Genomic DNA, 20,730 nt, shown 5'->3' on the forward strand with positions numbered 1-20,730 from the left:
TGGTCGGAGAAAGAAAATTTATTGCGTGCAGATATACGGAATGGAATAAAAACCGTATATTTGCACGCAATAAATTTTAAACGCATAGCCCTATGTCATTTATTGCTGATAAGATTGTAATGGATGGGTTGACGTACGATGATGTATTGTTAATTCCCGCTTATTCTGAAGTCCTTCCCAAAACAGTCGAACTCTCGACTAAGTTTTCACGCAACATTGAGTTGAAAATTCCGTTTGTAACTGCTGCAATGGATACGGTTACCGAAGCGAAAATGGCCATCGCCATTGCCCGCGAAGGCGGTATCGGAGTTATCCATAAAAATATGTCCATTGAGGAACAAGCACGTCAGGTTGCTATCGTGAAGCGTGCGGAAAACGGCATGATTTACGATCCGGTAACTATCAAGAGGGGATCTACCGTTTCTGACGCTTTGGCTCTGATGAGTGAATACAAGATCGGTGGTATCCCGGTTGTGGATGATGAGGGGTATCTGGTGGGAATTGTTACCAACCGTGATCTTCGTTTTGAGAGGGAACTGAACAAGCGTATCGATGAAGTAATGACAAAGGAGAACATCGTTACCACCAATCAGACTACGGATTTGGAAGCTGCTGCGCAAATTTTGCAGGAACATAAAATAGAAAAGCTTCCGGTTGTTGATAAAGACAACAAATTAGTAGGGCTGATTACTTATAAAGACATTACCAAGGCCAAAGATAAGCCGATGGCTTGCAAGGATAGCAAAGGCCGTCTTCGGGTTGCTGCCGGAGTGGGGGTGACGAATGATACGTTGGGGCGTATGCAGGCTCTTGTGGATGCAGGGGCAGATGCTATTGTAATTGACACGGCTCACGGGCACTCCAAGTTTGTGATTGAAAAATTGAAAGAGGCCAAGAAACGTTTTCCGAATATTGATATCGTGGTAGGCAATATTGCTACCGGTGAAGCGGCAAGGGCATTGGTCGAGGCCGGTGCCGATGGGGTGAAAGTGGGCATTGGTCCGGGTTCTATTTGTACAACCCGTGTGGTTGCCGGTGTAGGCGTGCCGCAGTTGTCGGCCGTATATGATGTGGCAAAAGCCTTGAAGGGCACAGGCATTCCTTTGATAGCCGATGGCGGTTTGCGCTATTCCGGCGATGTGGTGAAAGCTCTGGCCGCCGGTGGTTATAGCGTGATGATTGGTTCGCTGGTTGCCGGAACGGAAGAATCGCCGGGCGAAACGATAATCTTTAATGGCCGTAAATTCAAATCCTATCGGGGCATGGGTTCTTTGGAAGCGATGGAGCATGGTTCTAAAGACCGTTATTTCCAAAGTGGTACAAATGATGTGAAGAAATTGGTTCCGGAAGGTATTGCTGCTCGTGTACCTTATAAAGGAACCTTGTACGAGGTAATCTATCAGTTGGTTGGAGGTCTGCGTGCCGGTATGGGTTATTGCGGTGCTGCCGATATCGAGCAGCTGCATGATGCTAAATTCACTCGCATTACCAACGCGGGTGTGTTGGAGAGCCATCCGCATGATGTTTCCATCACCAGCGAGGCGCCGAACTACAGTCGTCCTGAATAAGACGGGCTGAGATATATGAAGGTGTGTTTCTTAAGTTCTAAATATTAAGAGAGCATATCATAAAAAATCGAACAGATTTCCGAGAGGTCTGCTTAACCTTGGGAGTCTGTTCGATTTTTTATGATCCTAATGTGAAAACTCAAGGTTATCATATATCTTTGTTTGATAATATGCAAATGAAGGGTTTTATGAATGAGGTAGAAAAAATGCGTAGTTCCCGGTTGGCGGACATGTCTGCTCCGGAGATTCAGGTGAAGTTTGAGCATGCCAAGAGATTGTTGGCAAGGATGCGTATGATGAGTATTTATGATGATGCCTATCGAGATGTGTTAGAAGAACTGGTGCCGGGTATTCCTGCTACTTCTCTTATCTGTCCACCGTTTCATTGCGATCATGGAGACGGGATTCGCTTGGGGGAGCATGTCTTCATCAATGCCAATTGTACCTTTCTGGACGGAGGGTATATCACGATAGGAACTCATACGTTGGTAGGTCCTTGTGTGCAAATATACACTCCTCATCATCCAATGGATTACATGGAGCGTCGTATGGAAAAAGAGTATGCTTATCCGGTGACGATAGGCGAAGACTGCTGGATTGGTGGTGGTGCCATTTTGTGTCCGGGTGTGACGATTGGCGATCGTTGTATTATCGGTGCCGGTAGTGTGGTGGTGAAAGATATACCATCTGACAGTGTTGCTGTTGGTAATCCTGCCAAAGTTATTCGGACAAACCAAGCGTCAAAGAGAGTTCGCTAACTGCTTGAAAAACAGAATGAGTGAGAATATGTGAAAAAAAAGTTTCAAAATAGAGCGCAAAAGTTTTGGTAGTGTCAAAATAAGCTGTACCTTTGCAACGCTTTTGAAACGAAAGTGTACGGGCGTTTAGCTCAGCTGGTTCAGAGCATCTGCCTTACAAGCAGAGGGTCGGCGGTTCGAATCCGTCAACGCCCACAAAAATACAACACTTTCGTTTGCAGAAGGGCGTTTAGCTCAGCTGGTTCAGAGCATCTGCCTTACAAGCAGAGGGTCGGCGGTTCGAATCCGTCAACGCCCACAAAACATAATCGGTTGGAAATTATTTGTCGCGAGTTGATGCAATGTGCATTGGCTCGTTTTTTTGTTCATGAAGGGGGTGAGTTCTAAATTCTTCGCTCTTTATGGCTTTTTACTCAGAAAAAAACAGTAATTTTGCACCCTGATAATTATCATCATAAATACGACGTATGAAACTTGATTTACTTACCGCAATCTCTCCGATTGACGGTCGATATAGGGGTAAAACGGATGTTTTGGCCGCTTATTTTTCAGAATTTGCTTTGATAAAATACCGTGTACAAGTTGAAGTAGAATATTTCATTGCACTGTGCGAATTGCCTTTGCTGCAGTTGAAAGGTGTGGATAAGGGTATATTTGAGACTTTGAGAAATATTTATCGTAATTTTTCTGAAACGGATGCCGAACGTATCAAGTCCATCGAAGGAGTGACCAATCACGATGTGAAAGCTGTAGAATACTTCTTGAAAGAAGAATTTGACAAGTTGGGAGGAATGGATGACTACAAGGAGTTTATTCATTTTGGCCTTACTTCACAAGATATTAACAATACATCTATTCCTTTGTCGATAAAGGAGGCTTTGGAACAGGCTTATTATCCTTTGATTGAAGAGTTGATAGCGCAGCTTCGCACTTATGCAGAAGAGTGGGCGGCTATCCCAATGCTTGCCAAGACTCATGGACAACCGGCTTCTCCCACTCGCTTGGGAAAGGAAGTGATGGTTTTTGTCTATCGTCTGGAACGTCAGTTGGCTATGTTGAAGGCTTGTCCAATGACGGCAAAGTTTGGTGGAGCTACAGGCAATTACAATGCTCACCATGTGGCTTATCCCGAATATGATTGGAAGGCTTTTGGCAATAAGTTCGTCTCCGAGAATCTTGGCTTGGAACGTGAGGAATATACCACTCAGATATCCAATTATGATAACTTGTCTGCCATTTTTGATGCTATGAAACGCATCAATACGGTGATGATTGATATGAACCGCGACTTTTGGCAGTACATCTCTATGGAGTATTTTAAACAGAAGATCAAAGCGGGTGAAGTGGGTTCCAGTGCGATGCCACATAAGGTGAATCCCATTGATTTTGAAAATGCAGAGGGTAACCTTGGCATGGCCAATGCTATTTTCGAACATTTGGCGGTGAAGTTACCGGTGTCTCGTTTGCAGCGAGATTTGACGGACTCTACTGTGCTTCGCAACGTGGGTACGCCTTTCGGACATGTGCTCATTGCTATGCAGAGCTCGTTGAAAGGCCTGCGTAAGCTGTTGTTGAACGAACCGGCTATTCATCGTGATTTGGAAGGCTGCTGGAGTGTGGTGGCCGAGGCTATTCAGACAATCTTGCGCCGCGAAGCTTATCCGCATCCTTATGAAGCTTTGAAAGCTTTGACGCGTACTAATCAAGCTATCACTGAAGCTTCGATAAAGGAATTTATAGAAGGACTGAATGTTAGCGAAGAGGTAAAGAAAGAATTGCGTGCTATCACTCCCCATACTTATACGGGGATTTAGAATAAGTAATGGCAGGGAGCTGAAGAAAATCTTTTATTTCTGTTCCTATATATGTTGGTAGATACAATTATTTTTGATATATTATATAGAGACAATGAATGGCCGTGAGGCTAAGGTTTAATTTTATTCGAATAAAAACAATGAGTACAGAAAATGAAATCTGGCGTGATGCTTCTTCCTCAGAGGAGAACTCAGAGGCCGGCCGTGATGGTAACCAATTTAACAGAGAAGGGAATTATAGTCGTCCGTCTTATAACCGTGAAGGTGGTGAGCGTCCCTATCGTCCCAGATTTGCGAGTGAGAACAGTGATCGTCCGCAACGCCCTTACGGTGGCGAGCGTTCCTATCGTCCACGCTTTAACCCGAATGCTGAAGGCGGTGACCGTCCGCAGCGCTCTTATAACAGCGATCGCCCGTATCGTCCGCGCTATAATGCTGAAGGTGGAGAGCACATGCAACGTTCTTATGGAAACTCCACAGGCGACCGTCCATACCGCCCGCGTTATAACAACGAGAACGGCGACCGTCCTTATCGTCCGCGCTACAATGCCGAAGGTGGCGACCGCCCGCAGCGTCCTTATAACAACGATCGTCCTTATCGTCCGCGCTTTAACCCGAATGTTGAAGGCGATGACCGTCCGCAACGTCCTTATGGAAATCCTACGGGTGACCGTCCTTATCGTCCACGCTTTAATCCAGGTTCTGGCAGACCGGGTGGATATGGTAACAAGGATAGTTATAGCCGTCCTATTCGTCGCTCGGCCGACTACGATCCGAATGCTAAATATAGCAAGAAGAAGCAGATGGAGTATAAAGAGCAGTTTGTCGATCCTAACGAACCCATCCGTTTGAACAAGTTTTTGGCGAATGCCGGTGTTTGCTCACGTCGTGAGGCTGATGAGTTTATCACGGCCGGAGTGGTTTCGGTGAATGGAGAAGTAGTGACCGAATTGGGTACCAAGATTAAACGTGGCGATGAAGTGAAGTTCCATGATCAGCTCGTAAACATAGAGCGTAAGGTATATGTTCTGCTCAATAAACCGAAAGACACTGTGACTACTTCGGATGATCCGCAAGCGCGTCGCACGGTGATGGATTTGGTAAAAGGGGCCTGTGACGAGCGTATCTATCCGGTGGGGCGTCTCGACCGTAATACTACGGGGGTATTACTGCTGACGAATGATGGTGATTTGGCTTCCAAACTGACACATCCCAAGTATCTGAAGAAGAAGATATATCATGTGCATTTGGATAAGAACCTGACAAAAGCCGATATGGAACAGATTGCGTCCGGCATTCAATTGGACGATGGAGAAATCCACGCAGATGCCATCAGTTATACGGATGAGCAAAAGAAAAACGACATCGGTATTGAGATTCATTCGGGCAAGAACCGCATTGTGCGTCGTATCTTTGAATCGTTGGGCTACAAAGTGGTGAAGTTGGATCGTGTGTTCTTCGCAGGTCTGACCAAGAAAGGATTGCGTCGCGGCGAGTGGCGTTATCTCTCAGAGCCGGAAGTAAATTTCCTGCGCATGGGTTCTTTTGAGTAATATATATAATAAGGTATAAAAACTGTTTTATGGAAAAGATTAGTAGAACGAAAGTGGCTGACCTCCTGAAGCGCGAAGACTTTGGCGCTATGGTCAACGTGAAAGGCTGGGTTCGTACCCGCAGAGGTAGTAAGCAAGTAAACTTTATTGCGCTCAATGACGGTTCTACAATAAATAATGTGCAGATTGTGGTTGATTTGGCAAATTTCGATGAGGAGATGCTGAAGGAAATCACTACTGGTGCTTGTCTGAGTGTGAACGGTGTGCTGACCGAATCGGTCGGTTCCGGGCAAAAAGCCGAGCTGCAAGCCCGTGAAATCGAAGTGTTGGGAACTTGTGACAATACATATCCGTTGCAGAAGAAAGGTCACTCCATGGAGTTTCTCCGCGAGATAGCCCATTTGCGTCCTCGCACCAATACGTTTGGCGCAGTGTTCCGCATTCGTCATAATATGGCGATTGCCATTCATCGTTTCTTCCATGAAAGAGGCTTCTTCTATTTTCATACTCCGATTATCACGGCATCCGACTGTGAAGGAGCCGGACAGATGTTTCAAGTGACCACCAAGAATCTTTATGACTTGAAGAAAGATGAGAACGGTTCCATCATTTACGATGATGACTTTTTTGGAAAACAAGCCAGCCTGACGGTTTCTGGTCAATTGGAAGGCGAACTTGCCGCCACCTCATTAGGGGCAATCTATACATTTGGTCCTACGTTCCGTGCTGAGAACTCCAATACCCCCCGCCACTTGGCTGAGTTTTGGATGATTGAACCGGAGGTTGCGTTCAATGATATTGCCGATAATATGGATTTGGCCGAAGATTTCATTAAATATTGTGTGCAATGGGCTTTGGATAATTGTACTGATGATGTGAAATTCCTCAATGACATGTTTGATAAAGGCTTGATTGAACGTCTGCAAGGAGTGCTGAAAGAAAGCTTCGTGCGTTTGCCCTATACGGAAGGAGTCCGTATTCTGGAAGAAGCCGTAGCTAAGGGGCATAAGTTCGAATTTCCCATTTACTGGGGAGTTGACCTGGCTTCCGAACATGAACGCTATCTGGTGGAAGAGCTTTTTAAGCGTCCGGTCATCCTGACTGACTATCCAAAGGAGATCAAGGCTTTCTATATGAAGCAGAACGAAGACGGGAAAACTGTGCGTGCCATGGATGTGCTGTTTCCCAAGATTGGTGAGATTATCGGAGGCTCCGAACGTGAAGCAGATTATGACAAGTTGATGAATCGTATTAAAGAACTCAACATTCCGATGAAAGATATGTGGTGGTATCTCGATACCCGTAAATTCGGTACGTGTCCTCATTCCGGTTTCGGTTTAGGGTTTGAGCGGCTGCTGCTGTTCGTTACGGGTATGACGAATATTCGTGATGTGATACCTTTTCCCCGCACGCCTCGCAACGCTGAGTTTTAATCGGCGGATATAAATAAGCTCATGGCCTGTACAGACATTCGTTTGTGCAGGCCTTTTTTTGTGCGCAAAATGTTGGGAATTGGTTTGAAAATAACTCAGGGAGTACTCTTATATTCTCAAAATAAATCGTTATATTTGTATCAGACGGAAAAGGCATAACGTTAACCAATATATACGAATATGAAACGTAGCTATTTCTTTGCCATGCTGGCAGCGGCGTTGCTTGCGGCAGGAGTCAATGCACAGGAGAAAACCGAGTTTAAGCCTGCAAATTTAGCGGGAATTTGGCAGTTATGCCACTATGTATCCGAAATTCCGGATGTTCCCGGAGTATTGAAACCGAGTAATACCTTCAAGGTGCTGAGCGAGGATGGTCGTATTGTCAACTTTACGATTATTCCGGGTTCAGATGCCATCATTACGGGCTATGGAACGTATCAACAACTGACGGATAATTCTTATAGGGAAAGTATTGAGAGGAATATCCACCTGCCTATGCTGGATCATAAAGACAATATTTTGGAATTTGAAATGGGGGATGATGGAGTTATGTATTTGAAGTTCTTTATTGCTCAAGACCTGAATGGGAATGAACTGAATACGTGGTTTCATGAAACCTGGAAGCGGGTAAACATGCCTGCAAAGTTTCCCGAAGATATTGTGCGTTGACGGAGTACGCCTCCATGTTCTGGTATCTGCCAGGTGGCTATTGCGCAATAGCCAGCAAACGGAAGATGCGAACCGGAAGTTGCCCTGCAAGGGAGCAAACGCCCTTGTGGGGTACTTTGTCTATTGTATATCAGCCAAGTGGCTTCCTAAAAAAAAGAGGAAAAGGTTTGCCAATTCTAAGAAAATCCGTACCTTTGCAAGCCGATTATTATCTCAAAAGGATAAGCAATTAATTCATAGCAAGTTAATCACTCATTGTCCGGGGTGAATGGCTTGTGGTGAAGGAAATATTTTAGTAGTAACAATTTAAAAAAAAAACAATTAAGAGTGGATACTTTAAGTTACAAGACCATTTCTGCAAACAAGGCTACGGTGACTAAAGAATGGGTCATTGTGGATGCCACAGATCAAGTATTGGGTCGTCTGGGCGCAAAAGTTGCGAAACTGTTGAGAGGGAAGTATAAACCAAACTTTACTCCTCATGTAGATTGTGGCGATAATGTAATCATTATCAATGCCGACAAAGTAAAATTAACCGGTAACAAGTGGAATGACAAAGTATATCTGTCATACACAGGCTATCCCGGCGGTCAGAGAGAAATCACTCCTGCTCGTTTGCAGGCTAAACCGAACGGTGATGACAAGTTGCTGAGAAAAGTAGTAAAGGGTATGTTGCCTAAAAACAAATTGGGCGCAAAATTGCTGGGTAATATGTATGTGTATGCCGGCAGTGAGCACAAACACGATGCTCAGAACCCGAAAATGATTGATATTAACGTACTTAAATAAGAAATAATGGAAGTAGTAAATGCATTAGGCAGACGTAAAAGTGCAGTTGCACGTATTTTCGTAAGCGAAGGTACCGGAAAGATTACTATTAATAAGAGAGACCTCGCAGAGTACTTTCCATCAAGCATTCTTCAGTATGTTGTTAAACAGCCGTTGAACAAACTGGGTGTTGCTGAAAAGTATGACATCAAAGTGAATCTTTGCGGTGGTGGTTTCACTGGTCAGTCTCAGGCTTTGCGCTTGGCAATTGCCCGTGCATTGGTGAAGATCAATGCCGAGGATAAGCCTGCTCTCCGTGCTGAAGGCTTTATGACCCGCGACCCGCGCGCAGTTGAGCGTAAGAAACCGGGACGTCCGAAGGCTCGTCGCAGATTCCAGTTCAGTAAACGTTAAGAGTTGGAGAACGGTTGGGGCGGACAAGTTGTATAATTCTCAACTTTCATCTCTCAACTCTCAACTGATAGAGCGTTTAGTATCTAAACTACCGGGACTCTTCAGATTCAGACTACCCGGCGGTTGGTTTAGAAGAAACAAAAAAGAAAGTAAACGATTAATTTAAAAGAAAATGTCTAGAACAAATTTTGATACATTATTGGAAGCCGGTTGCCACTTCGGTCACTTGAAAAGAAAGTGGAACCCTTCAATGGCTCCTTACATCTTCATGGAGCGCAATGGCATTCATATCATTGACCTTAACAAAACCGTTGCTAAAATAGACGAAGCTGCCGAAGCTTTGAAGCAAATCGCTAAATCAGGAAAGAAAGTCCTGTTTGTTGCTACTAAAAAACAAGCAAAGCAGGTGGTTGCCGACAAGGCTGCATCTGTAAATATGCCTTATGTAATCGAGCGTTGGCCGGGTGGTATGTTGACTAACTTCCCGACTATCCGTAAGGCTGTTAAGAAGATGGCTACTATCGATAAGTTGACTAACGATGGTACTTATTCTAACCTCTCCAAGAGAGAAATTCTTCAGATTTCTCGCCAACGTGCTAAGCTGGACAAGACGTTGGGCTCTATAGCTGACCTGACTCGTCTGCCGTCTGCTTTGTTCGTTATTGACGTAATGAAGGAGAACATCGCTGTTCGCGAAGCCAATCGTTTGGGTATTCCCGTATTCGGAATCGTTGATACGAACTCCGATCCTACGAATGTTGATTTCGTGATTCCGGCAAATGATGATGCTACTAAATCAGTAGAAGTGATTCTCGATGCTTGCTGCGCTGCTATGCTGGAAGGATTGGAAGAACGTAAGGCTGAAAAGGTAGACATGGAAGCTGCCGGTGAAGCTCCTGCCAACAAGGGTAAGAAGAAAACTACAAAAGCAAGACTCGACAAGTCTGACGAGGAGGCAATCAATGCTGCTAAGGCTGCTGCTTTCATGAAGGAAGACGAAGAGGCTTAATCATATCGTTGAGAGTTGAGAATTGAAAGTTGAGAGTTACTTTACGGCAATTCTCAATTCTCTATTCTTGGCTCTCATTTCTTTATAAAATATATTACTAACAATTTAAAATACAAAGATATTATGGCTGTAACAATGGCTGATATAACCAAGCTCCGAAAAATGACCGGTGCTGGTATGATGGATTGTAAGAACGCATTAACTGAGGCTGAAAGCGATTTTGACAAGGCGATGGAAATTATCCGTAAGAAAGGACAAGCCGTTGCTGCTAAGCGTTCAGACCGCGAGGCTTCTGAAGGTTGTGTCTTGGCTAAGACAACCGGCGATTTTGCCGTTATTCTTGCCTTGAAGTGTGAGACTGACTTCGTGGCTCAGAATGCCGATTTCGTGAAGCTGACTCAGGATATTCTTGACTTGGCTGTGGCTAACAAGTGCAAGACGTTGGACGAAGTAAAAGCGTTGCCGATGGGTAATGGTACTGTACAGGATGCAGTGGTCGACCGTAGCGGTATTACAGGTGAGAAGATGGAACTTGATGGTTACATGGTGGTAGAGGGAGTAAACACTGTTGTTTACAATCACATGAATAGAAATGGCCTTTGTACCATTGCTGCTTTCAACAAGAATGTTGACGAACAGTTGGCCAAGCAGGTAGCTATGCAGATTGCTGCCATGAATCCGCTTGCAATTGACGAAGACGGTGTTTCAGAAGAGGTGAAGCAGAAAGAGATTGAAGTGGCTATCGAAAAGACTAAAGCAGAACAAGTGCAGAAAGCTGTAGAGGCTGCTTTGAAGAAAGCGGGCATCAACCCTGCTCACGTAGACAGCGAAGACCACATGGAAAGCAACATGGCCAAAGGCTGGATTACAGCAGAGGATGTGGCAAAAGCAAAGGAAATCATCGCTTCCGTTTCTACTGAGAAAGCAGCCAATCTGCCTGAGCAGATGATTCAGAATATTGCAAAAGGTCGCTTGGGCAAGTTCTTGAAAGAAGTATGCTTGCTGAATCAAGAAGACATCATGGATGCAAAGAAGACAGTAAGAGAAGTGTTGAAAGAAGCTGATCCGGAATTGAAGATCGTTGACTTCAAGCGCTTTACTTTGCGTGCCGAATAATTTAAACGTGATTTCATAGATACCATAGTGGCCGTTGGGGGATTCCTCAATGGTCACTTTTTTTATGTCTCCCGGTTGATGCTGTGGATAACCTGTCGATTAGGCTTTCCTAAAGTGCGGGCTAACCTTCCTTAATGCGTGGGCTTACCTCTCCTAAAGTGTGGGCTTAGCTTCCTTAAAGTGTGGGCTTAGCCCTCTTAAAGTGCGGGGGGAGGTTCGCTAAAGTGTGGGCTTATGCCCGCTGAAATTAGGCCTTACTTGTGTGCAGACATAAGATGCTGACCCTCTATGAATTACAAACAAGGGGAGGAGACGTTCGCAAGGCTATCGGATTGTTTCATTTTTAGCGCAAGTATAAGTGCGGATCGGGAGGGGACGTGTGAACAAACTGTATATCGTTCAGGCATCTGTTATCCTACCGGTTTGACTTGGGTATATCCTTCTTTCTTGAGAAGTTCTATTATTTTCAATTTGAAGTCTCCTTGCACTATAATCTCGCCGTCCTTGGCACTGCCGCCTACACCGCATTTGCTTTTCAATAATTTACCCAATTCCTTGAGGTCATTATCTGTACCCACAAAGCCGGTGACGAGGGTAACAACTTTACCACCGCGGTTCTTGCGATCCAGCTGTATGCGCAGGCGCTGTTGCGAGGGTGGGAGGGTGGTTTGCTCTTCGTCATCAGTCATTTCATAATTATAGTCGGGGTTGGTAGAATAAATAATATTCAGCCGTTCTTTCCAGTCGTTCTTTTTCATATCTTGTTTTTGTTTATAGCAATCAAAAGTAATTATTTTACATGGAATATTGCAGTTTTTTACCACTTTTGTCGTCTAATGGAAATAAAAACTGCATTTAATTCTGAAAACACGTATGAAAAGATTTATCGGATTGTTACTATTATGTCTCATGACAATCTTCTCTTCCGCACAAATATTCAAAGGTACAGTTGTTGATGATGCCGGTAATCCGGTGCCTCACGCAGCCTTCTATTTGCGAGAAACTAAATCAGGTTTCACCACCGATGAGCAAGGACGGTTTCGGACAAACTTGGCAGCCGGAGTTTATACTTGCGAGGTTTCATCTTTAGGCTTTGTGTCTCAAAGCTTTTCCTTCCGGATGTCCGGGCATGATTATGAAAAGAATGTGGTGCTTACCGAGCGTATCTATTCGTTGCCGGAAGTGAATGTTACAAAAAATGCGGAAGATCCTGCCTATGCTGTGATACGCAAGGCTATAGCCAGAGCCTCTTATTATCGCACCTTGGTAAAGGAGTTTACGGCGGGCACCTATCTGAAAGGGACAGGTAAAGGGACTTCTATTCCGGGAATATTGAAACTTTCTAAGGAGATAAGGAAAGAATCTAAAGAGTCGCTTGGGAAATTGTTTTTGATGGAAGAACAACAAGTGATAACTTTCAAAGCCCCCAACATTTGGAGCAAGCGGGTGGTGGCCCGTAAGAATTCCTTTCCGGAGAGTGTACAGATAGACTTGGGGTTGACAACAGTAAACTTCTACGCACCGGAAATATTCGGGAGGATATCCCCTTTGAATAAAAATGCTTTTTCGTACTATCGTTTTCGGCTTGACGGTTATTTTATGGAAAACGGCCGGATGATAAATAAAATTCGGGTTATACCCAAGAAACCCGATGTTCGTCTGCTGGAGGGGGATTGGTTTATTGTGGAAGATTTGTGGAGCGTGTCGGCAGCAAATGCCGAGATTCGTGGAAACGGCATGAAGGCTACCATTAAAGTAATCTGCCAAGAGGTACAGCCGAGTATATTTCTACCTGTTTCCACCACTTCGTTTACCTCCATTGATGTGATGGGATTCAAGGCAGAAGCATCCTATCTTGCGGCAGTGCATTACACGAGTGTGAAGACAGAACTAAATCAGGATGTAAGGTCGATGCCACATGTTGCGGTTGATAATACCACGGCTGTACAGGCAAAGAAAACGATGGAACGACGAAAACATAAATATGAGCGTCCTGCCGGTATGGTTCGTGCCAATACCGAAGTAGATTCATTGGCTGACAAAAAAGATTCCCTTTACTGGGCCACGGTGCGTAGTGTGCCATTAAAGCCGGACGAACAGCAAAGTTATCAATACAAGGAACAGAAGATGTTGCAAAAAGATTCTCTTGATAAAAAGAGCCCTCATAAACAAAATGTGTTGGGCGGTATTGTAAATACTTTTCTGTTCGGACGGACGTTTGCTACTTCCGATAAGAAAGCTTGGATCACGTTTCCGGGGCTACCTGCCTACGTTCCTGAATACAATCTCGTAGATGGATTCTGGCTGGGAGTCCGATTGAAGATGGGTATTGACTTATCTCCCTCTTCTTCTCTTCGTTTTACTCCTTTTGTTTACTATGCCACTGCGTGCAAAAACTGGATGGGGCAAGGCGAACTGGTATTGAACTATGCCCCTCGTAACCGTGGTAGGCTGACGCTTGCCGGTGGATTCACCTCTGCCGACTATAATGGTGAGAGTGGAGAGTCCCGTTTGATTAATGCACTGTCCAGCTCACTGTTCGGTCATAATCATGTGAAACTTTACGAGAAAACCTTCTTCACTGTCAGTCACGAGATAGAACCTCTCAATGGATTACTTTTTTCATCTTCGCTCTCTTGGCAGCGCAGGCAGATGGTGGAAAACCGAATTCATCATAACTGGTTCAAAAAGGCGGTTGAAGAAAATCTGCCGGCAAATGATGATTTTCGACCGATGCCTGAAAATGATGTGCTGAAAACCGTTCTCGGAATGGTATATACCCCGGCGTATTATTACCATATGTCTAAAGGCAGAAAAGTGTATGAAGATTCTCGTTATCCTACCTTTGCCTTGAAATACGAACGTGCTTTCCCGTTGAAGGGAGGCCGTTATCTGACGTCTTATCACTTGATACAATTTTCGGCAAAGCAAGAAGTGAACTTCGGTATGTTCAATCGTTTATTCTGGATGGCCGAAGCCGGTATGCTTTTTGATAAAAAGAATGTGCAGTTTCCTGATTTCAAACATTTTGCATCTACGGATATTCCGGTCACGGAGCGCTCGTTCGATGCAGGGTTCAACTTGATGGGCAATTATGCATTGTCTACAAACACCCGTTGGACACAAGTTAATATGTCATGGTATACACCTTATTTGATATTGAAACGACTGCCTTTCCTGTCGGACAAGTTCTTTGACGAGGCTTTGCATCTTCGTACCATAGCGATATTCAAGCGGAAGCCTTATTCTGAATTAGGCTATTCGATTGGCCTTTCCACGGTAGGCCGTGTGGGAGTGTTTGTTGGAGTAGATTGCCTGAAGTTTCGTGCAGTAGGTATTTCCTTCAGCCTTCCTCTGTTGCGTTCTGCTTTAAAATAACCCTTTTGTGGAAATTATGTTAAGCTTTTGAGGCTTGCTTATGACTGATTAGAAAAAAAACTGTATTTTTGTCAACACCAATAATAATGAGAATTTAGATAAGAGACTATGGGCAATTCATTACAGCAAAAAGAGACCATAAAGGTGCCGGAACCTACCTTGCGCCGGCTTCCATGGTATCTTTCCAATGTAAAGTTGCTGAAACAAAAAGGAGAGCGTTTCGTCTCGTCTACCCAGATTTCCAAAGAAATCAATATAGATGCTTCGCAAATAGCCAAAGATTTGTCCTATGTAAATATATCGGGACGTACGCGTGTGGGATATGAAGTGGATACGCTGATAGCCGTATTGGAAGACTTTCTTGGATTTACCCATATCCATAAAGCGTTTCTTTTCGGTGTGGGAAGCCTGGGAGCAGCTCTGTTGCGCGACTCGGGCTTGAACCACTTCGGACTGGAGATAGTTGCTGCATTCGATGTGAACCCTGAATTGGTAGGTACTACCCTGAGTGGTATTCCCATCTTCCATTCGGATGAATTCAAACAGAAGATGCTTGAATATGACGTCAATATCGGTGTGCTGACGGTTCCTATTGAGATTGCTCAAAAAATAACGGATTATATGGTGGCTGGCGGCATCAGGGCTGTCTGGAATTTTACCCCTTTCCGCATCCGCGTTCCGGAAGATATCGTTGTTCAAAATACTTCCCTTTATGCCCATCTGGCACTGATGTTTAACAGACTGAACTTTAACGAAATCAAGTAATGAAAATTATTGCTGTAGGAATGAACTATGCCCTGCATAACAAAGAGTTGGGACATACGTTGGTGAATAAAGAGCCGGTGATTTTCATGAAACCGGATTCGGCTATCTTGAAAGACGGCAAGCCTTTCTTTATTCCCGACTTTTCCAATGAAGTGCATTATGAGACGGAAGTTGTGGTGCGTATCTGCCGATTGGGAAAAAATATCGCTCCCCGTTTTGCAAACCGGTATTATGATGCGGTGACGGTGGGCATTGATTTTACGGCCCGCGATTTGCAGCGCCGGTTTCGTGAAGTAGGCAATCCCTGGGAACTCTGCAAGGGTTTTGACAACTCCGCCGCTATCGGTACATTTATTCCTTTGGAACAAGCGGGTGGTGACGTGCAGCGTTTGGATTTCCGTTTGATGATTGACGGGCGGGAAGTGCAACATGGGAATACATCAAACATGCTGTTCCGGGTAGACGAGATCATTGCTTACGTCAGTCGTTTCATGACGTTGAAAATCGGTGATTTGTTGTTTACGGGAACACCTGCAGGAGTAGGCCCCGTCAGTATAGGCCAGCATTTGCAAGGTTACCTTGGAGAAGAAAAAGTTCTTGACTTCCATATCCGATAAGAGCCTTCCTGGCTTTTATCTTGTATTTTCGTTTATTTTCCGTACTTTCGTGTGATATTTAAAGAAGAAACAATATGAAAATGCGTGTAGGCTTCGGCTTTGATGTTCACCAATTGGTGGCAGGACGTGAATTGTGGCTGGGTGGCATTCGCTTGGAACACGAAAAAGGTTTGTTGGGGCATTCGGATGCCGATGTGCTTGTCCATGCCATTTGTGACGCACTGCTGGGGGCGGCGAACATGCGCGATATCGGTTATCACTTCCCCGATACGGCTGGTGAATTCAAAGATATAGATAGTAAGATTTTACTGAAGAAGACGGTGGAACTATTAGCAGATAAGGGCTATTCTATCAGCAATATTGACGCTACGATTTGTGCTGAACGTCCTAAATTGAAAGTTCATATTCCCGAGATGCAACGAACACTTGCTGCCGTGATGAGGATAAGTGAAGATGATATATCCATCAAAGCCACCACTACCGAAAAACTCGGCTTCACGGGTAGGGAAGAAGGTATTTCGGCTTATGTCGCCGTGCTGATAGAAAAAGTGTAAGGTAGCCTGTATGTTGATTCGTTTCATAAGAAACTGGACGTTACCGCTGGCAATGCTTGCAGGGACTCTGGGATATCTTTTCTTGGCGAGGATACCGCTCGTCGAGCCGGTCAGACCCTATGTCAACAGTCTGGTAACTATACTTACTCCGATTCTGATTTTCGCCCAATTGCTTCTTACTTTCTGCAAGATAGAAATTCATGAGTTGAGGCCTAAAGCATGGCATGGATGGCTGTTGTTGTTTCAGATGTTCTCTTGCCTGCTGCTTGTAGCACTGTTGTTGTGTTTGTCGATGGGAGAAACTTATCGGGTTGTGTTTGAAGGGACGATGGTTTGCCTGATTTGCCCTACGGCAACAGCTGCCGCCGTCATCACGCATAAATTGGGCGGCAGTGCGGCAAGTCTCACTACCTATACTTTGTTATCCAATCTGTTGGCTGCTATCATTGTCCCTTTGGTGTTTCCAATGGTAGAGCCTCATGTGGATGTTGGTTTTTTTGCCGCCTTTCAGAAAATTCTCAGCAGAGTATTTCCCTTGTTATTGCTCCCTTTCTTTTTAGCTTGCGCTTTGCGTATATATGCGCCGAAGATACATCGTTTGCTGTCTGGTTCTCGGGATGTGGCTTTTTATTTATGGGCAGTGGCGCTGGCTATTGTTTCAGGCCAGACAGTACGTTCTTTAGTGAACAGTGAGGCGTCCGTTTGGGTAGAGATATTGATTGCTTTTGCCGGATTGTTGGCATGTTGTGTGCAGTTTTATTTAGGGAAAAGCATTGGAGGGCATTATAGAGAACGCATCAGCGGAGGACAAGCGTTGGGACAGAAAAATACGGTATTAGCCATTTGGATGGCATATACCTATCTTAATCCGCTGTCGTCTGTAGGCCCCGGCTCTTATGTCTTATGGCAAAATATAATCAACAGCTATCAATTGTGGAAGAAGAGAAAAGATAAGATAAAATATTAAATATAAGATGTTGATATTTAATGATTTGTGCTTGTTTTGCGATATTCCCTTTATTTTCCTTGTTTTCTTGTTTAGTCTAATAAATACATTTATTTTGTTACTATTTTGTTACTCGTATTCGTTGGAGTAACAAAACAAATAGTTATATTTGCATCGGTAACAAAATAGGAACGTAATTATGGCGAAGAAAAAACAAGAAGTTAAATTGAAAGAACCTGTAAGGATTAGATTCAAGCAGCTTGCTAATGGTAACCAGTCTATTTATTTGGACTACTATACAAGTGATGTTATTAGAAAAGAGAATTATGTTGGTTCGTCTTTTATAGAATTTTACTTATATCATTGAGTGTCTTAAAATAATAGTCTGCACGTATAGGATTAGATACATTATTGCTCCATAAAACCAATCCGGAATCAACACCGGCATTGTTAGCACATTGAATATCATAAATACTATCACCAATGTAGAGAGCGTTTTCGGGGCTTACATGGGCTTTAGCCAAATATGCAACTAAGGGTGCTGCTTGGGGCTTATGTTCATCAGTATCATCGGCACATACAATTGTGGAAAAATAGTCCGCTAACCCTAATGGCTCAAAATCAGAATAATATTCTTGATATGTTTTGGAGGTTACAATGCCTAAAATATAGCCTCTTGATAAAAGGGATTGCAAGCATTCTTTGATACCTTGAAAAGGTTGAATAGTGTGCTGGAGCAATTTCATATTCCTATCCCATCGTTTCAATGCATCTTCTATGTCGGGTATTTTGAGTAATTCCAACGCATTTCTTCCGGTAATGCCTAAAGCAAATTTCAGACTTTCATATTGAGGTGCGCTTCCTGTTATTTCTGTAATTGTTTTTATTAAAGAGTTGATGACTGCATATTCCGTATCTATCAATGTACCGTCTATGTCGAATACGATATGTTTATATTTCATGTGTTGATTTATTAGTCAAATAATACTTGCCAGTTTCTATCGTAGTAAGCTGAAAAGCACATTTTAATTTGTTCTTCGTTATTTTTCTCTTTTGCAAGAATAGGTAATTCTTCCAATCCGAAATAGGCACTCTCATCCGTTTCAATATTGGGTCGGAAATATCCGCTTTCAATCTCACAAAGAACAAAAACTTTACAAACATTGTAGGCATAGGGGGGAATATTATGCAAATTTCTATCTTGCATAGCTATTATCCGGATAGCTTTTACATTTAATCCTGTTTCTTCTTTTACTTCTTTTTCCGTATTAGTCTTGATACTCTGATTTATATCGACCCAACCACCGGGCAAAGACCAAGTTCCATTTTTCTCTTTCACAAGCAGTATTTTATCATCTTTGAATATAGCAGCTCGTGTATCTAATTTAGGAGTTTGAAATCCTGTTTCATTGCAAAACAGATTCTTTACTTTTTCTATGGGTATTTCACTTTGCAGACTAAGCATTTCTGCTGCAATTTCTCTAATGCGTTCAAAGCGTTCTATATCAAATACATCTTTGGAGTATGTCAATCCCCCTTGGGCAATGAATTGCAGTTCTTTTGCCCATTCAAGCCATTGTGGTTGTACTGTTTTATCCATATGGTAAAATATTAGTAGATTAAAGTTTTAATCTCATTCTATTTATTATCAATGTGTTTAATCACTCTACATGGATTTCCAACAGCTACGCAATTATCTGGTATGCAATGGGTGACAACGCTGCCTGCTCCGATAACGCTATTTTTTCCAATGGTTACCCCCGGAAGTATGATTGCTCCCCCACCAATCCACGCACCGTTACCAATTTTTATAGGGAGTGCATAAGTTTTGCAAATACCTATTCCTTTGCCCCAATCTTCTACGATTCTTTCATATACCTTAGTAGAATGGGTAGCTGTATATAACTGAACATTGGAAGCGATTAAAACATTATCGCCTATTTCAATAATATTGTTATCCACAAAGGTGCAGTTCATGTTGATTATGACTTGATTTCCCACAAAGATATGTTTCCCGTATTCACAATGGAAATCTATATCCAAATGGATGTTTTTACCTACTCTTCCAAACAGTTGTTGCAGGATATTTTTCTTTGATTCCATATCCGCATAATCCGTGTTATTCAATTCTTTCAGTAGCCTTTTGGCATTTAAGGTCATTGCTGCTAAAGTTTTATCATCACCATTAAAAACTTCTCCTGCTAAACATTTTTCCAATTCTGTTTTCATATCGCATATTTGAATAAAGAATACTTCTGCTAACCCAACTGTAATAACAGCGGAAGTATTCAGAATTATAAAAAAAATATTTCTTAACTACTTCATTCTTATGATTTTATTAGGGTATTTATTGCAAAGATACGTGGTTGTGGCTGCTTAAATTTTACCCTATGTGAAAAAATAAATCTAATATGAAGCCCTAATTCTACTAAGGGACTGCTGTGTTATACCCAAAAAGGTCGAAATGTGCCCTAAATTGACTCGTGAGAAAATATCTGGATATTCTTGTGCTAATTTTTCGTAACGTTCTTGGGCTGATAAAATCAGACGAGAAATATGTGTATCCTGTAATTTGAGAAAGTTCTCTTGTTGCAGTACTCTCATCCAGTTGGCAATGTCAATGTACGACTTATACAGACTATTTAATACTTCTATGGCAATGGAATAGACTAATGTTTCTTCCAAAGTCTCGACATACTCAAATCCAGCCTTGTTATGATATAAATCCCATGAACCACAAGTGACATCACCTTCCATAGAAAACCATGTTGTTATTTCTTTCCCATTGTGCAGGATATATGAACGTGTTATGCCCTTTTCAATGAAATAAATCTGTTTATCTAAATGATTGGCTTGTATAATAATAGTTTTGGCTGGAAAAGAATGTTGTTTGAAGTGGTATTTTAGTACGTCCAATGAACCTGCTGAAATTGGATAGTATGATTTTATTTTTCTTATTATATTGTCCATTATCAATATTTTACATTTTCATGCAAAAATATAAAGAACAGCGCAAATCACATATTATAACTCTGCATTTTTAGAATATATGACTACTTTTGAATTATTAGGGCAATTAAAATGCAAGGTAGAATCCTACTCTTTGCAAAAAGTTTAGTTTGTACCTTTGTCTATATATCCAAAACGAACTAAACTTATTTCTATTGCCAGCAAAATATATATGCTGGCGAAAAGAAGAATACTATATTTTCTTTTCGCCAGTTTTATTTTTATGGTTAGAGGGCTTTTGTTACCTTTGCACATGAAGCCCACCGCAAAGCGATTTCTTCGTTTTTTTTGTTACTATTTTGTTACCCGCTATTAGTAATTGGTGGGCTTTTCTTTTGATAATAAGGGATGTATGATGT

At 42.8% G+C, this 20,730-nt stretch carries 20 protein-coding genes, 2 tRNA genes and 1 pseudogene; 18 read left to right on the forward strand and 5 right to left on the reverse strand.

Annotated elements, in window-relative coordinates:
* Positions 1-92 precede the first annotated feature (92 nt).
* The 12 genes from guaB to tsf all read left to right on the forward strand — a co-directional run bounded on the left by guaB (position 93) and on the right by tsf (position 11,102).
* On the forward strand, positions 93-1,568 hold the full coding sequence (gene guaB, locus C3V43_RS14295) for an IMP dehydrogenase (protein WP_106070313.1): 1,476 nt from the start codon (positions 93-95) through the stop codon (positions 1,566-1,568).
* Between the two features lie 188 nt (positions 1,569-1,756).
* Positions 1,757-2,326 carry a sugar O-acetyltransferase gene (locus C3V43_RS14300; protein ID WP_106070627.1) on the forward strand — a complete coding sequence of 190 codons (570 nt, stop codon included), beginning with the start codon at positions 1,757-1,759 and terminating at the stop codon, positions 2,324-2,326.
* 120 nt (positions 2,327-2,446) lie between these two features.
* A tRNA-Val gene (locus C3V43_RS14305) sits at positions 2,447-2,521 on the forward strand.
* Positions 2,522-2,549: 28 nt separating this feature from the next.
* A tRNA-Val gene (locus C3V43_RS14310) sits at positions 2,550-2,624 on the forward strand.
* A gap of 169 nt (positions 2,625-2,793) precedes the next feature.
* Positions 2,794-4,140 (forward strand): adenylosuccinate lyase, encoded by a 1,347-nt coding sequence (purB, locus tag C3V43_RS14315; protein WP_106070314.1) that lies wholly within the window; start codon positions 2,794-2,796, stop codon positions 4,138-4,140.
* Positions 4,141-4,280: 140 nt separating this feature from the next.
* The gene (locus tag C3V43_RS14320; protein ID WP_106070315.1) at positions 4,281-5,693 is read left to right on the forward strand and encodes a pseudouridine synthase; all 1,413 of its coding nucleotides are present in this window, start codon (positions 4,281-4,283) and stop codon (positions 5,691-5,693) included.
* 29 nt (positions 5,694-5,722) lie between these two features.
* The gene (gene asnS, locus C3V43_RS14325; RefSeq protein WP_106070316.1) at positions 5,723-7,126 is read left to right on the forward strand and encodes an asparagine--tRNA ligase; all 1,404 of its coding nucleotides are present in this window, start codon (positions 5,723-5,725) and stop codon (positions 7,124-7,126) included.
* A 180-nt stretch (positions 7,127-7,306) separates the two neighbouring features.
* Positions 7,307-7,795 (forward strand): DUF4488 domain-containing protein, encoded by a 489-nt coding sequence (locus tag C3V43_RS14330; protein ID WP_106070317.1) that lies wholly within the window; start codon positions 7,307-7,309, stop codon positions 7,793-7,795.
* A 327-nt stretch (positions 7,796-8,122) separates the two neighbouring features.
* Positions 8,123-8,584, forward strand: coding sequence for a 50S ribosomal protein L13 (rplM, locus tag C3V43_RS14335; protein WP_005829602.1), 462 nt, complete (start codon positions 8,123-8,125; stop codon positions 8,582-8,584).
* A gap of 6 nt (positions 8,585-8,590) precedes the next feature.
* The gene (rpsI, locus tag C3V43_RS14340; protein WP_106070318.1) at positions 8,591-8,977 is read left to right on the forward strand and encodes a 30S ribosomal protein S9; all 387 of its coding nucleotides are present in this window, start codon (positions 8,591-8,593) and stop codon (positions 8,975-8,977) included.
* Positions 8,978-9,149: 172 nt separating this feature from the next.
* The gene (gene rpsB, locus C3V43_RS14345; RefSeq protein ID WP_106070319.1) at positions 9,150-9,986 is read left to right on the forward strand and encodes a 30S ribosomal protein S2; all 837 of its coding nucleotides are present in this window, start codon (positions 9,150-9,152) and stop codon (positions 9,984-9,986) included.
* A gap of 123 nt (positions 9,987-10,109) precedes the next feature.
* Entirely contained in the window at positions 10,110-11,102 is a 993-nt protein-coding gene (gene tsf / locus C3V43_RS14350; RefSeq protein WP_106070320.1) for a translation elongation factor Ts, read from the forward strand.
* Positions 11,103-11,512: 410 nt separating this feature from the next.
* On the opposite strand, the gene C3V43_RS14355 is transcribed toward tsf, so the two are convergent.
* Positions 11,513-11,860: a translation initiation factor gene (locus tag C3V43_RS14355; protein ID WP_106070321.1), complete on the reverse strand. Its 348-nt coding sequence runs from the start codon at positions 11,858-11,860 to the stop codon at positions 11,513-11,515.
* Between the two features lie 115 nt (positions 11,861-11,975).
* Here C3V43_RS14355 and C3V43_RS14360 point away from each other — a divergent pair, with 115 nt between their 5' ends.
* The 6 genes and pseudogenes from C3V43_RS14360 to C3V43_RS15020 form a co-directional block, all read left to right on the forward strand.
* Entirely contained in the window at positions 11,976-14,480 is a 2,505-nt protein-coding gene (locus C3V43_RS14360) for a DUF5686 family protein (protein WP_106070322.1), read from the forward strand.
* Between the two features lie 108 nt (positions 14,481-14,588).
* The gene (locus tag C3V43_RS14365; protein ID WP_106070323.1) at positions 14,589-15,245 is read left to right on the forward strand and encodes a redox-sensing transcriptional repressor Rex; all 657 of its coding nucleotides are present in this window, start codon (positions 14,589-14,591) and stop codon (positions 15,243-15,245) included.
* On the forward strand, positions 15,245-15,862 hold the full coding sequence (locus tag C3V43_RS14370; protein WP_106070324.1) for a fumarylacetoacetate hydrolase family protein: 618 nt from the start codon (positions 15,245-15,247) through the stop codon (positions 15,860-15,862). The genes C3V43_RS14365 and C3V43_RS14370 overlap by 1 nt, the downstream gene beginning before the upstream one ends.
* A 74-nt stretch (positions 15,863-15,936) precedes the next feature.
* Positions 15,937-16,416 (forward strand): 2-C-methyl-D-erythritol 2,4-cyclodiphosphate synthase, encoded by a 480-nt coding sequence (gene ispF, locus C3V43_RS14375; protein ID WP_106070325.1) that lies wholly within the window; start codon positions 15,937-15,939, stop codon positions 16,414-16,416.
* Between the two features lie 10 nt (positions 16,417-16,426).
* On the forward strand, positions 16,427-17,383 hold the full coding sequence (locus tag C3V43_RS14380) for a transporter (RefSeq protein ID WP_106070326.1): 957 nt from the start codon (positions 16,427-16,429) through the stop codon (positions 17,381-17,383).
* A 178-nt stretch (positions 17,384-17,561) separates the two neighbouring features.
* A pseudogene (locus tag C3V43_RS15020) lies at positions 17,562-17,720 on the forward strand (site-specific integrase); the annotation flags it as partial.
* On the opposite strand, the gene C3V43_RS14390 reads toward C3V43_RS15020, so the two are convergent.
* From C3V43_RS14390 to C3V43_RS14405, 4 genes are all read right to left on the reverse strand, one after another.
* Positions 17,704-18,324 carry an HAD family hydrolase gene (locus C3V43_RS14390; protein WP_106070327.1) on the reverse strand — a complete coding sequence of 207 codons (621 nt, stop codon included), beginning with the start codon at positions 18,322-18,324 and terminating at the stop codon, positions 17,704-17,706. The pseudogene C3V43_RS15020 and the gene C3V43_RS14390 sit on opposite strands and share 17 nt — an antisense overlap.
* Before the next feature lie 11 nt (positions 18,325-18,335).
* Complete coding sequence (locus tag C3V43_RS14395; RefSeq protein ID WP_106070328.1) at positions 18,336-18,962, reverse strand: NUDIX hydrolase N-terminal domain-containing protein; 627 nt, start codon at positions 18,960-18,962, stop codon at positions 18,336-18,338.
* Between the two features lie 38 nt (positions 18,963-19,000).
* The gene (locus C3V43_RS14400) at positions 19,001-19,591 is read right to left on the reverse strand and encodes a sugar O-acetyltransferase (RefSeq protein ID WP_106070329.1); all 591 of its coding nucleotides are present in this window, start codon (positions 19,589-19,591) and stop codon (positions 19,001-19,003) included.
* A 177-nt stretch (positions 19,592-19,768) separates the two neighbouring features.
* Complete coding sequence (locus C3V43_RS14405) at positions 19,769-20,332, reverse strand: Crp/Fnr family transcriptional regulator (RefSeq protein WP_106070330.1); 564 nt, start codon at positions 20,330-20,332, stop codon at positions 19,769-19,771.
* Between the last annotated feature and the right edge of the window lie 398 nt (positions 20,333-20,730).

Origin of the sequence: Prevotella heparinolytica, from assembly GCF_002998535.1 — a bacterium.
Taxonomy (GTDB): domain Bacteria; phylum Bacteroidota; class Bacteroidia; order Bacteroidales; family Bacteroidaceae; genus Bacteroides; species Bacteroides heparinolyticus.